Source organism: Providencia sp. PROV208, assembly GCF_028479465.1.
Classification (GTDB): Bacteria; Pseudomonadota; Gammaproteobacteria; order Enterobacterales; family Enterobacteriaceae; genus Providencia; species Providencia alcalifaciens.
Map to the genome: position 1 here is coordinate 178,993 of NZ_JAMPNS010000004.1, position 14,358 is coordinate 193,350.

10 protein-coding genes and 1 tRNA gene are annotated in these 14,358 nt (G+C 37.7%); 8 read left to right on the forward strand and 3 right to left on the reverse strand.

The annotated features are described in order from the left end of the window. Positions 1-163: 163 nt before the first annotated feature. Positions 164-1,675, reverse strand: a complete 1,512-nt coding sequence (gene pepA / locus PR766_RS04220) for a leucyl aminopeptidase (RefSeq protein ID WP_006658423.1) — start codon at positions 1,673-1,675, stop codon at positions 164-166. A gap of 276 nt (positions 1,676-1,951) precedes the next feature. Here pepA and lptF point away from each other — a divergent pair, with 276 nt between their 5' ends. Continuing rightward, the gene (gene lptF / locus PR766_RS04225; RefSeq protein WP_006658424.1) at positions 1,952-3,049 is read left to right on the forward strand and encodes an LPS export ABC transporter permease LptF; all 1,098 of its coding nucleotides are present in this window, start codon (positions 1,952-1,954) and stop codon (positions 3,047-3,049) included. Then, positions 3,049-4,125: an LPS export ABC transporter permease LptG gene (gene lptG, locus PR766_RS04230; protein WP_006662441.1), complete on the forward strand. Its 1,077-nt coding sequence runs from the start codon at positions 3,049-3,051 to the stop codon at positions 4,123-4,125. Before lptF ends, lptG begins: the two co-directional genes overlap by 1 nt. Before the next feature lie 93 nt (positions 4,126-4,218). On the opposite strand, the gene PR766_RS04235 is transcribed toward lptG, so the two are convergent. Next, complete coding sequence (locus PR766_RS04235) at positions 4,219-4,533, reverse strand: hypothetical protein (protein ID WP_036967625.1); 315 nt, start codon at positions 4,531-4,533, stop codon at positions 4,219-4,221. Between the two features lie 409 nt (positions 4,534-4,942). Continuing rightward, entirely contained in the window at positions 4,943-6,169 is a 1,227-nt protein-coding gene (ampH, locus tag PR766_RS04240; protein ID WP_154636279.1) for a D-alanyl-D-alanine-carboxypeptidase/endopeptidase AmpH, read from the reverse strand. Between the two features lie 419 nt (positions 6,170-6,588). On the opposite strand from ampH, the gene PR766_RS04245 reads away from it, so the two are divergent. From PR766_RS04245 to PR766_RS04270, 6 genes are all read left to right on the forward strand, one after another. Continuing rightward, positions 6,589-6,673: transfer RNA gene (locus PR766_RS04245), tRNA-Leu, on the forward strand. Between the two features lie 197 nt (positions 6,674-6,870). Next, entirely contained in the window at positions 6,871-8,124 is a 1,254-nt protein-coding gene (locus tag PR766_RS04250) for a tyrosine-type recombinase/integrase (protein WP_154636278.1), read from the forward strand. Between the two features lie 264 nt (positions 8,125-8,388). Then, positions 8,389-10,083, forward strand: a complete 1,695-nt coding sequence (locus PR766_RS04255; RefSeq protein WP_154636277.1) for an HsdM family class I SAM-dependent methyltransferase — start codon at positions 8,389-8,391, stop codon at positions 10,081-10,083. Next, complete coding sequence (locus PR766_RS04260) at positions 10,073-12,379, forward strand: sensor histidine kinase (RefSeq protein WP_154636276.1); 2,307 nt, start codon at positions 10,073-10,075, stop codon at positions 12,377-12,379. The genes PR766_RS04255 and PR766_RS04260 overlap by 11 nt, the downstream gene beginning before the upstream one ends. Next, complete coding sequence (locus tag PR766_RS04265) at positions 12,369-13,526, forward strand: protein-PII uridylyltransferase (RefSeq protein WP_154636275.1); 1,158 nt, start codon at positions 12,369-12,371, stop codon at positions 13,524-13,526. Before PR766_RS04260 ends, PR766_RS04265 begins: the two co-directional genes overlap by 11 nt. Further along, the gene (locus tag PR766_RS04270; protein WP_154636274.1) at positions 13,519-14,271 is read left to right on the forward strand and encodes a hypothetical protein; all 753 of its coding nucleotides are present in this window, start codon (positions 13,519-13,521) and stop codon (positions 14,269-14,271) included. The genes PR766_RS04265 and PR766_RS04270 overlap by 8 nt, the downstream gene beginning before the upstream one ends. The last annotated feature ends 87 nt before the right edge of the window (positions 14,272-14,358 follow it).

The window sequence follows — 14,358 nt, forward strand, 5'->3', positions numbered from 1 at the left end:
ATCTGCGCTGAATTATACTCGTTTTTACCACAGCCTCAAAATGGTGTGGTGAGAGTGACCTAACTGCTTGTTGCTTAAAAACAATATCCCGAATCGCAGAGTTTGCTCATCGGGATATTATAATAACAACTTAGTGAATCGCGATTATCAATCGTAATCGAAATTACTCGTCGCCATTTAAGCCTGCACGGTTCAGTAAGAACTGAGCCAACATGGAAACCGGACGACCAGTAGCCCCTTTGGCTTTACCTGAACGCCATGCTGTACCTGCGATATCCAAGTGCGCCCAGTTATACTTACCAGTGAAACGCGCTAAGAAGCAGCCAGCAGTGATTGCGCCACCCGGACGACCACCGGTGTTTGCTAAATCAGCAAAGTTAGAGCTGATTTGCTCATAATACTCATCTGCTAATGGTAAACGCCAAGCACGGTCACCCGCTTGCTCAGAGGCATTTAACAGTTCATGAGCCAGTGGGTTATGGTTAGACATCAATCCAGTGTAGTGGCTACCTAAGGCAATGACGCACGCGCCTGTTAATGTAGCGATGTCGATAACCAGTTCAGGCTCGAAACGCTCCACGTAAGTCAGAGTATCGCACAGCACTAAACGACCTTCAGCGTCAGTATTCAGCACTTCAACAGTCTGACCAGACATCGTTGTCAGAACGTCACCAGGGCGATAAGCGTGTCCGCCAGGCATGTTTTCACAGCCAGCCAATACGCCGACTACGTTAATTGGCAGTTGCAGCTCAGTAATAAAGCGCATTACGCCATAAACGGTCGCTGCGCCGCACATGTCGTATTTCATTTCATCCATGCCATCAGCTGGCTTGATGGAAATACCGCCTGAGTCGAAGGTTAAGCCTTTACCGACCAGCACAATTGGTTTGCACTCTGGATCTGGGCTGCCTTTGTATTCCATGATGGACATCAGGGATTCGTTTTGTGAACCCTGACCTACCGCTAAGTATGCGTTCATACCCAGCTCTTTCATCTGCTCTTCACCGATCACGCGGGTGGTCAGTTTGCTGTCCGAAATATCAGCCAGTTGGCGAGCTTGCGATGCTAAATAGCCAGCGTTACAGATATTTGGTGGCATATTACCCAAATCTTTAGCGGCTTTAACGCCAGAGGCGATCGCTAAACCGTGGGCGATTGCGCGCTCACCGCTGGTCAGTTCACGGCGTGTTGGTACGTTGAATACCAATTTACGCAGTGGACGACGATGCTCTGTTTTATTACTTTTCAGTTGATCGAACACGTATAAGGATTCTTTCGCTGTTTCCACTGCTTGGCGAACTTTCCAGTAGTTATTGCGACCTTTTACATGTAACTCAGTCAAGAAACAAACGGCTTCCATTGAGCCAGTTTCATTCAGAGTGCTAATGGTTTTCTGAATGATTTGTTTGAATTGACGCTCATCGAGTTCACGTTCTTTTCCGCAACCGATCAATAAAATACGCTCAGATAGAACGTTAGGCACATGATGCAGCAGTAAGGATTGACCTACTTTACCTTCAAGCTCACCGCGGCGCAGCAGGGCGCTGATATATCCGTCACTGATTTTGTCCAGCTGTTCAGCGATAGGGGACAGACGGCGTGGTTCAAAGACTCCGACAACGATACAAGCGCTACGTTGTTTTTCCGGGCTACCACTTTTTACACTAAACTCCATGCGTTCTCCTGAATCTTAAAGACAAAGGTCGATGCTCCAGTTAAAATTAGCCTTTCGCATGATCTGGCTTATAGAGAATGAACTCTTTGTGTTAAATTGAGCAAATACCTAGTTTTGCTTATATTAAGCATATTCCGATATAGTACGTAGTATAGATAATGCTTTTATATCATTCTAGCCAAACAATAAACCAGAGTATATTTTAGTAAATGGCTGTCATAGAACGAACTTAGCCATTTTCATCCTAAAAGACAAGTTTTCACAGGCGTAATAAGCGTGATCATTATTCGATATTTGGTTCGGGAAACCCTAAAAAGTCAGCTGGCGATACTTTTTGTCCTTCTGCTGATCTTTTTTAGTCAAAAGTCCATCGACATCTTAGGTGCCGCTGTTCAAGGGAATATTCCTTCGAATTTAGTTCTTCCATTATTAGGATTAGGTGTGCCGGAAATGGCGCAACTCATCTTACCTTTAAGCCTATTTCTTGGGCTATTGATGACTTACAGCAAATTGTACACAGAAAGCGAAATTACTGTGATGCATGCCTGCGGTCTGGGTAAAAGTGTGCTTGTGAAAGCGGCACTGGTACTCGCTGCATTAACCGCTTTAGTTGCGGTTGCCAATATTACGTGGATGCTGCCTTGGTCGTCTCAGTATCAAGAGCAAGTATTGGCCGATGCGAAAGCCAACCCTGGCTTAGCCGCAATGGTGGAAGGGCAGTTTAAAACCACTAAAGATGGCAATTTTGTGTTGTACATCGGTGAAGTCAAAGGCAATGATTTTAAAAATGTTTTCTTAGCACAGCTGCGTACAGCCAATGAGCAACGTCCATCCGTTGTTGTGGCAGATAGCGGTTATATGAAAGAAGATGAATATGGTCGCCAAATGGTGGTGCTGGACCAAGGAACACGCTACGAAGGTACTGCGATGTTACGCGATTTCCGCATCACTGATTTTGTGAATTACCAAGCGGTTGTTGATCATAAAGCCACGGATGTGAGCACTGACAAAGTGGAACAAAAAACCATGATGCAGCTGTGGAATGAAGATAACCCTGAGGTCAATGCTGAATTCCACTGGCGTCTAACCATTGTGTTCTCTGTGGTCGTGATGGCGTTGATGGTAGTGCCGCTGAGTGAAGTGAACCCTCGTCAAGGGCGCGTACTCAGTATGATCCCTGCCATGTTGTTGTATCTGATTTTCTTCTTATTACAAAGTACGTTACGTAATAGCGCCGATAAGGGAGACATCGATCCTAAATATGCGATGTGGGCGGTTAACTTGGGTTACTTGCTATTAGCAGTGATTCTGAATTTATGGGATACCGTACCAATGCGCAAAGTACGCGCTAAGTTGACCAGAGGGGTTGCCTGATGTTTGGTGTTTTAGATAGGTATATCGGTCGAACTATCCTCAATTCGATTTTGATGACGCTGTTTTTATTGGTTTCCCTTTCAGGGATCATCAAATTTGTCGAGCAGCTTCGCAAAGTGGGTGACGGTGATTACACGGCGATGAGCGCAGGGGTTTTCACCTTATTAACCGTTCCCAAAGATATCGATATTTTCTTCCCAATGGCGGCATTATTGGGGGCATTGTTGGGATTAGGAGCGTTAGCTTCCCGCAGTGAACTGGTGGTGATGCAAGCGTCAGGTTTTACCCGTTTGCAAATTGCGATGTCGGTGATGAAAACAGCGATTCCATTGGTTATCGTTACGATGATCATGGGGGAGTGGGTTGCACCTGCAGGCGAACAATGGGCGCGTAATTACCGCGCAGAAAAAATTGTGGGTAGCTCTTTGGTCGTAACAGATTCAGGTATGTGGGCGAAAGATGCCCATGACTTTATCTATATCCAGCGCATTAAAGATGCAAGCACCATCCAAGATGTTTCTATTTATCGCTTCGATGATCATCGCAAATTAGAGTCAGTGATGTTTGCGGCACGTGGAACTTACGATGCAGATAAAAAATTGTGGGTATTATCCCAAGTTCAGGAATCTATCTTAGGTAGCCAGCAAAAAATCACGGGTTCACAGCGTTTAACCTATGACTGGAAAACCAATCTAACACCGGAAAAATTAGGGATTGTTTCCCTGAATGCGGATTCCCTCTCGATTCGTGGGCTGTATCAGTACATCACGTATTTGAAAGAGAGTGGACAAGTGGCTTCGGTGTATCAGCTGAGTATGTGGCAAAAAATTCTGGCGCCATTGTCTGCGGCGGTAATGATGTTGATGGCGGTTTCCTTTATCTTCGGACCTCTGCGTACTGTTCCAATGGGGGTACGTGTGGTTTCAGGGATTGTTGGCGGCTTCTTGTTCTACATCTTAAACCAAGGTTTTGGTAACTGGAGTTTGGTTTACTCCATTCCGCCTGTGGTTGCAGCAGCGCTGCCGAGTGTCTTGTTCTTGGGTGTGAGTATCTTCTTGTTAGTTAAACGAAAATAGTTCATTCCCTTTAAATTGAAAAAAGGCTGTAGAATCGAATGATTTTACAGCCTTTTTTATTGCTGATGGCAAGTCTCCATTTTAAGAACACACTCATTTTATGCTGAAGATAAAGTTACCGAAATTACTCAGCATCGATTGAATTTTTCCTTGTGGCTTAAATAATCCATGCTGGATCCTTTTTTGTTCCGTCTGAGATGTATATTCACCGATAATGTCTATCACGTTTTTTCCACTTTTGTTGGCAATCTGTTGTGCATAAGAGAAAGAACCGCCATTTGCACTGTATGACTTTCTAATTCTGTAAGCATTTCTCCAGGTTGCTTGGATGAATGATTGCTTTGCTTCGTTCCTGGTATCTGCGAATAGTTTTTTTATACTCGGCGGTGGCTTCAATGTTCGGATCATCCGCTTTCTCATTAACCAGATCTTGAAAGATCTATTTCGACATAGTCTAGTTTTTTAGGCTGTGGAAAGGCTTTTTGATGATTAAATACATTTCTGAGTTGCTGTACTCATTCAGAAACAGTGTTCGTTCCTGATTATATGGAGCTGGGAAGTAATATGTTATGAGCGAAAAGCGGGATAATTTTCATCTTAGTTCCTTTGTCAATAATGAGTGATAAGGTCTAAGAGTAGCGAAAGGTCATCCTAAAATATTGCATAAAAAACAGTCGTCTATCAGAAAGAGTGGCGAATAAAAAACTGCCTGAAGGGCTCAGGCAGTTGTCACGATAAATGTCAGTAGGCGCACAAATCCGCGTTTTAGGGTAGGGGTATAACTCGCCAGTGCATTAATCGCGTCGGCGGTACCCTTTCAATTTTTCCCATACGCATGGTTAGAGGACAACGAAGCGACCATATCGTTAACACCGGCAGTTAACTTACTGAACTTGCTACCCTCTTTACGGGTCATCACCACGAATACCGCAATATTTTGCTGTGGGATCATCGCCATATAGGTATTAAATCCGCCGCCGCCACCGGTTTTCTGGTAGATCCCCGGAATACCGTTTTTAGGCTTCATATAAACCCAGCCTAGACCCAGCCCATCTGCGTAACCAGCGACATCCATTCCCTTGGCATCAATAAGTTTTTCACGTGGGAAGAAAATACCTTGTTCGCGAGCTGCGGTGGCTTTACGTAAGTTATTATCTGTGGATAAAAATTGCTGCATCCACTTCTGCATATCAGCAGGGGTTGAGTACACGCCGCCGCTACCTGCCGCCGCAAGGGTGTTGTGGCATGGGCTTGGCTTGGTGCCTTCCATTAATCGGGCACACTGATTTTTACTTGGCGTATAGGTGGTATCCGTCATTTTCGCCGGAGAGGTCACGTATTTGCTGAACAATTGCGGGTATGACTGCCCCGTTGCTTTAACCATGGCATCAGCAAGTAAATCATAGGCGAGGTTGGAATAAGCCGCTTCAGTACCCGGCGTAAAATCGAGCTTACCGGTTTTCAGCCATGTCCAACGGTTCTCTTGGGTTGGCCAAATAAACACCGGACGCCCCCATTTTCCACCGGGTTGCTCACGAGGTAAGCCACTAGTATGGCTCGCTAAATGATACAGTCGGATAGGCTGTCTGCTGTTGTTATCTGGAACAGTAACGCCGTTGTAGCTGTATTGCTGTAGCGGGTCGGTAATCGCTAATTTTTTATCTAGCTCCAGTTTAATTAAGATTTCACTGGTCATTAATTTGCTAACAGAAGCGATACGGATCAGGGAATTAGGACCCGGTTTTTGTCTGCTACCCGGCGCAGTTTCCCCATAATAGCGGGATAAGGTTTGGTTATTATCAATAACGATAATCGCCATGCCACGGGCATCGCTTTCGTTATAAATGCGGTTCGCATACATATCGACAATTTTGGTGACTCGTTCGTAAGTTCGTCTATCACCTTCGAATATTTGCCATTCGGAATTACCTGCAAGCATGCCACTTTGTGGGGTTTGCGAGGTTCTTTCTGTCGTTGAGGAGCACGCCATCAATGCTGCAGACAATGCGGATACCGACAAAATTTTAAGAAACGTTTTCTTCATGTTTGAAGCCAGCCGATATGATTGTTTATAAAAGGCTTTTCAGCCAATATTTATTTTTTCTTCGAGAAAATTTTCATTATGACACCAATTAAGATGCCAATAACCAGACCAGTGGCTATCCATCCAACAAAGCCCATAAAATATGCCTTTATAATTTTACATAAGAGTGCGGATAAACTAACAAAAATTACGCTTTGTCGCCAGTCACACAGAGGTTAAGGCTATGAAAATAGTTATAGGAAAATTAGCATAGATATTCAAATCTTGTTGAACATAACTGGGGATATTGTGTTTTTCATTGGAGGATTTTTGTAGGTGCTTTTTTTTTAATCGAACAATCTGATTCTTCAAGATAAATGTTGCCACTAGGCATAAGGCAAGTATAATGGCAGCGTTTTCCAAGAAACACATCACTTCGTGCCGGAGTGGCGGAATTGGTAGACGCAGTTGATTCAAAATCAACCGCCTTCGGGTGTGCCGGTTCGAGTCCGGCCTTCGGCACCATAAGAACATCAAGAGACGTCAACGGACGTCTTTTTTTGTATCTAAAATCCAGTGTTTGCAAGGTTCCTCTCGCATTTTAACTCTACCAACGTATACTCAACTCAACCGACATCAAGTTAATGATGTGGGTACATTTGCGGGTATATGCCGATTCGATAAAGTTTTGTACCCGCAATTCGGCTGCGAGGATAGTTAAAATGGCACTTTCCGATACTAAGGTTCGTTCTGCAAAATCTGAAGATAAGGCGTATAAGCTGACAGATGGTAACGGACTATTTCTTCTGGTTCATCCTAATGGCTCTAAATATTGGCGCTTCCGTTATCGCTTTGGCGGTAAAGAAAAGATGCTAGCATTTGGCGTATACCCTGATGTCTCCCTCGCTAATGCTCGCGAAAAACGAGATGAAGCAAGAAAGCTTGTCGCCAGTGGGGTAGACCCTAGTGAGAAACGCAAAGAAGTTAAAGAAGAGCAACAAAAGGAATTCAATACCTTTGAGAAGGTTGCTCGTGATTGGCATGCAACCAATAAGAAGTGGTCTGAAGGTCATAGCCATCGAGTCCTCAAAAGCCTTGAGGACAACATCTTTGCTGCTATTGGTAAACGTAATATTGCCGAACTAAAAACTCGCGATCTCCTCGAACCGATTAAAGCCGTAGAGATGTCTGGACGTCTTGAGGTGGCGGCACGTTTACAACAACGTGTGACAGCCATAATGCGTTATGCCGTACAAAGCGGCTTAATCGACTATAATCCAGCGCAAGATATGGCGGGTGCCGTTGCTACTGGTAAACGAGTCCATAGAGCAGCCTTAGAACTTAAACGTCTACCTGAGTTCTTACAACGCATCGATGATTATAAGGGAAGACCTTTAACTAAACTTGCAGTCAAACTTACCTTGTTAGTTTTCATTCGTTCCAGTGAACTACGTTTCGCCCGTTGGGAAGAAATCGATTTTGATAATGCCATGTGGACGATCCCTGCTGAACGCGAAGCGATAGAAGGGGTTAAACACTCACATCGCGGATCAAAAATGCGTACTCCTCACTTAGTCCCATTAAGCCGACAAGCCATTGAGATTTTAAAACAGATCTATCAATTCAGCGGTAACCACGAGCTGATTTTTATCGGCGATCATAACCCTAGAAAGCCAATGAGTGAAAACACGGTTAACAACGCATTACGTGTGATGGGCTATGATACTAAAACTGAAGTCTGTGGACATGGTTTCAGAACGATGGCTTGTAGCTCGTTGATTGAGTCAGGGCTATGGTCGAAGGATGCAGTAGAAAGGCAGATGAGCCACCAAGAACGTAACTCGGTAAGGGCAGCTTATATTCATAAGGCAGAGCATATTGAGGAAAGGCGGCTGATGGTGCAGTGGTGGGCGGATTATTTGGATGCGAATAGGGGGGGATGCATGTCAGCTTTTAACTATACTAAACAAAAATAAAATCTATCTTATTGATTTATTTAAAGTAAATTGGATTGAGTAGTGAGGGCAGGGATAATAAGGTATATGGTTTTGAAATATTATGGATACAATGCTTTTGTTCTTAAAGCACGGTGAAGGTATAATTTATCAGAGATTGTTTTAAAAATATGTTCAACAAATGATTTTTATATTAGGTTGATAATAATTTAATTCTTCTGTTTAGTTCCATGTAGCCGATAACTTGTATTAAATATAATTAATTATAGAAATGAGAAAAAGGTAATGAAGCCACATTCAGCATTAAAAAAAAGAAAATTAGGGGTTTATTATACGCCGCCAGAATTAAGCCAAATGTTAGCTGATTGGGCAATTATTAGTGCGAATGAAACAATCTTAGAACCGAGTTTTGGCGGGTGTGGCTTTCTTGATAGTTGCTGTAATAGATTGAAATATCTGGGTTGTTTGGAACCTGAACGACAGCTTTATGGGGTTGATATAGATAAGCATGCTTTTGAGATTTTAGATAAAAAATTTAAAGGTAAGATAAATACAGTAAATCAATTTATTTTACAGGACTTTATTACTGTTAATCCTGAGCAACTAAAAGCTGGTAAATTTGATATTGTTATTGGTAATCCTCCTTATGTATCAATGCATAATATGACTGAAATGCAAAGGAAATCATGTGAAAATATACTAAAAAATTCTCCATTTATTAAATATACAATTGGTAGAAATGCTAGTTTATGGGCATTTTTTTTACTGCATAGTCTATCGTTTTTAAAGGACGGTGGGAGGGTTGCATGGGTGTTACCAAGCAGTCTTCTGCATGCTGATTATGCAAAGAAGCTAATAGAAATTTTTCAGTGTTACTTTTTGAATATAAAAATTGTCAAACTTGCTGAACGTTTTTTTAAAGGTGAAGGAGCTAAAGAGGCATCAATTATTCTTTTAGCAGAGGGTTTTAATTCGTCGACAACAATAGGTTGTAGTTTACGTATTGATTCTGTTGAGTCCCTTACTAATTTAGAAAAATTAATATATAGTAAATCTATTAGAAAAGATACCAATATAGGAAACTACAAAATAAATCTCCTTGCTGAAGAAGTTAAAAATACTTATTTAGGTTTATTGGCAGGGAATAATATTAAGTCATTAGGGGATTATGTTGATATAAAAATTGGTATGGTAACTGGAAATAATAATTTTTTTATTATTAATAATACTACTGTAGATAAATACTGTCTACCTGAAGAAGTTTTGATTCCAGTTATAAGCCGTTTTTCATTATTAAAAGGAACAACTCACACAAAAAGAAAACAGGAAAAGTTATTAGATGAAGATAAAAGAGTTTTTTTATTTTGCCCATCAGAATCATACATGAAAAATCCAAGCATCCAAGTCATTGACTATATTAATCAGATGACAGAAGATAAAATTGAAAATAATAAAACATTTAAAAAAAGACCCAATTGGTTTTCACCTGGTTATGGTATTGATGGTATAATTTCAGACTGTTTTTTATCATATATGATCCATCATGGACCACGAATGGTAGTAAATCAAGCTAAATTTAATTGTACTAATTCTATACATAAAGTAATTTTTCATGATAAAAAAACAAAAACAAATACTAAAATTGCATTATCACTATTAATGTTATCTTCTTTAAGTCAATTTTCTGCTGAGCTAGAAGGACGAGCATATAGTTCTGGAGTATTAAAAATTGAGCCATCAAGTGGAAAAAAAATTAAGGTAATGTTATCTGATAATTGTATAGATGATCTGCTATTGATTAAAAATTTCATTGATAAAAAAATAGAAAATAGTGAGTTTTTTGAAGCTACAAAATTAGTGGATCAAGTTTTGATTAAAAATGGGTTAATCACAAAAAGGCAATGTGACTTTTTAATTCAAGGCATTAATGAACTAAGACAGGAAAGGTATAGGGGAGTGAAAAAATATAATGCAGAATGAAAGAGAACTCAGAAATACTTTGGCTAAATTGCTAGAAGATACCAATAATCCATTGGATTATGGAGAGTTAATTGATTTAACTACAAAAATATCTAGCTTTGACAAAGAAAATATAAGGTTTTCGGTTGATGCTAATTTAATTAAAAGACTAGGAGAACAATTAGTTGCAAAGAAGACAACAGCTCTTAGCGAATTAATTAAGAACGCATATGATGCGGAAGCGTCAGAAGTTAGTGTTTTTTTTGATAATACAAATGAAGCTGGCGGTGAAATATCTATTCTTGACAATGGTAATGGAATGTCAAAAAATGATTTAATCAAAGGTTTTATGAAAATTAGTACTTCTGATAAAGAGGATAATCCTATATCTCCTTTATACGAAAGGAGTAGAGCTGGAAGAAAAGGAATTGGCCGTTTTTCAGCGCAGAAAATTGGAAAAAAATTAAAAATAATAACGCGAAAATCTATTAAGGACCCTTTTCTTTTGATTGATATTGATTGGGATAAATATCAATCAAATACAAATTTATTGTCAGTAAATAATTCTATTATTGAGACAAGTGAGGATTTTGGCTTTGAAAAAGGAACTAAAATAATAATATCAGAAGTAAAGGATATTTGGAGTGATGAGAGTCTTAAAACAACATATAAATATATAAGTTCTATTATAAAAATATCGCCTAAGAAATTATCAACTGGTATTATTGACCCTGGCTTTATTGTTAATTTTTATTTTAAGGGGAGATCGGAGGAGGAATTTAACTTAGTTAAATCTGAAAATACTGAAATAATTCCAGAAGCTGATGCGAAAATTGTTGCTAATATAAATAAATCTGGCAATGTTTCCATTGAAATTCAAGGTATTAAATACAAAAATCTAAATTTAAATTATACGATAGATAAATATGTATCAAATGAATTAAAAGGGATTAATTTTAAGCTAGAAACATATTATTTTGTTATAGCTAAAGGTGAAACAGGGAAAAGCTATCTACAAAATTATTTAAGGGATAATGGTGGAATAAGATTTTACAGAAATGGATTTTACGTTTCACCCTATGGTGAAACATATAATGATTGGTTAGGGTTAGATAATTCATCAAGAAAACGTACAATTCTTCCTCCTCATGCAAATACTAATTTTTTGGGTGCAATAGAATTAACTGATACTCAAGGGGTTTTATTTGAAGAGACATCATCGCGAGAAGGTTTAATCGAAAACATCTTTTTTGAAGAACTAAGGGGATTACTATATATAATAGTTTCAGATGCAGTTTTAAAAATAAATGCAAATAGAGGAATTAAATTAAAATCTTCACAGAAAGACTTTAAGTCAGAACCTAAAACACTTGATAATAGAGTCTTAGAAGGCATAATCGAAATATCTAAAGATTTAGATGTAATTATTAATGCTAAAAATGAAATTAATATAAATAAAGATAACGAAGAAATTGATCGTATTCCATTAAATCTAAATGCTATTAATCTTAAAAATAAAATTGAAGAGCAAAAAGAGGTCATACAAGAGATAATAAATGAAAAAAATCTATATAGGGTCCTTGCATCTACAGGACTTGCTATTGGTGAGTTTACACATGAAATTCAATTATATTTGAATGGATTAATGTTGAGTAATAAGCAATTAAGAAGAAGCTTGCCAGTTGAGACTCAGCAATTAGACTCAATAGATGAAATAGATAATAACATTAACATGCTTGTTTCATATACTGATTTTTTTACCGAAACAATTCGAGCTAATTCGCAAAGAATTAAAAAGTCTTATGAACTTAGGGATATAATTAGTTCTTTTTTTACCTCAGTTGATTCAACTATATCGAGAAGGAATTATACCTTAGATATCATATATGAAGGTGATGAATTTTGGATCGTACCTGTTCATGTATCTGAGATTTCTTCAATCTTTATGAATTTATTTACAAACTCATGTAAAGCAATAGTTAGAAGTGGCGTTAGGGTTGGGATGATTCGAGTAAGTGTTAAATCATCTGTAGATGGATTTGTTATTAGATTTGAAGATAATGGTGATGGTATTCCTGATACTGATAGAAATAAAGTATTTGAACCATTATTTACTACAAACTATAACCGTAGCCCATTAGATAATGAATATCAGCAAATGGTAGGAATGGGATTAGGTTTATCAATTACAAGAGATATATTGATAGAAATAGATGGAGATATTTCAATAGCTGATCCTTCTGAAGGATATAATACTTGTGTTCAAGTTATAATTCCAAAGGCTAATGATGAGGATATACCGGAAAATGTGTATTAAAAAATATTTATATATAGATGATGATAGTAACTCTATTATAAAGCCGTTTAAGGATGAGTTGACTTCATTTGATTGCAATCTAGTGATTGAGCATATGCAACCTACTTCGATGAAAAAAATTATTAATAAATTTATTGAGGATAGATTTGATGGTTTAATAATAGATCAAAAATTAGATGCTGTGAATGAAAATAAAGAGTCCGTTGATTATTGGGGTACTTCATTGGCTCAAAATTTTAGGACGGAAATGATTGGTAAAATAGTTCCACCTTCACCAATTATTTTACTTTCAAATGAAGATGTGTATACAAAGTATTTTGATACGGATGAGAGTGCACAAGATCTTTTTGATTTTACATTATCTAAGCGTAATGTTGCATCAGATACAATATACGCAGAGAAAGCTAGCAAGATAATTTATTCTTTAGCAGAAGCTTATAGTATAGCTAGAGTTTCAATACCGGTTGATACTATAGATAGTATTAGTACATTTGATTTACTTGCTCCTCTTCTACAATGGAATGAGCAGATATATAAATTTACAGATGCAAGATTTTTAGAATATTTGAAGCTAAAGTCTCACGATATACATACTTTAGTATCATTAATTTTAAATAATTTTGTTAGATCTGCTGGTATTTTAGTTACTGAGCGAATGTTAGCAACTAAATTAGGTATTGATATAGAGCATTCGAACGATTGGGAAAAATTAAAAAATAAATTTATTAGTTATAAATATAATGGTGTTTTTTCATCTATTAAGGACAGATGGTGGATGTCTAGAATTGAAGATTGGTGGTTTGAATGTTGTAGTGGAACTGAAGTCCTCAGAGCATTAACTGCAACTGAGCGGGTAAATGCTATAAAATTATTTACATCATTAGAAAATCTTGAACCAATTAAATCTAAATATAAGAATGGAATGCAAAGTGAAAAGTATTGGGTGAATTGTATTGTATCAGGAACACCATTAGATCCATATGATGCATTACCTATAATCAAGTTAGATCAGATGCAATGGGAAGAACAAATTTATCTTGACCCTGAAGTTGTTTATAATAGAGGTCATAAACCAAAGTATAGTGTTCACCCTGACTATCAAAGTAAAGTTAAACCACTTTATCGGAGACTTTCTAAGAATGACTGATAGAAATCATTTTATAGATAATGTAAAAATGTCTATTGATATTTTAAATGAGCATGGAGTCTTATCTAGTGCTACACCATTATATTCATTAATTGAATCTATTAAAAGATATAATGAAGCAGATAGTTTAACGTGTTCTTTGATAGGATTAGAATTTACTCCTAGTTGTTTATCAAAAAATCAATTTATTAAGGCAGATGAGTGGGAGGCTAGTAGTTTTATAGTTAAATTAGATATGAAACTAGTATTGGTTGCTAATTCTTGCTTTGAGTTTGGTTCTGTGACAGATCATATTGTTGAAATTAGCTATGAAGCAAGTTCAGAGGTAACATGTGATTTATCTCGTGGAGCATGGCATTTAGATTATCATAAAGATGAAGATAATGCATCACCACCACAGTATATTCACCCAAGCTACCATTTTCATCATGGAGGACGCAGAGTAAAAGATAATATTGGATCTTATGGTGATTTAATATTGCTAGATGCTCCTCGCTTAATGCATCCACCTCTTGATCTTTTTCTTGCTATTGACTTTCTAATTTCTAACTTTACATTAGATCGTATATGGAAAAATATAAGAGCTGATACTAGATATCAAAAAATAATAAAAAACTCTCAAGATAAATGGTGGAAGGGATATTATCAGCAAATTTCTGATTATTGGATTCATCAATCGTCAGGTAAAGAAGATACACAAAAAAGAGCATCTGCTAATTTATCTATACCTTATTTATATATTTGATGGTGTTTTAATTTATTCTATTGATATGTTGATTTTAAAATATATCAATAGAATTTTACATTATTGATTAATTATTGAGGCATTAAA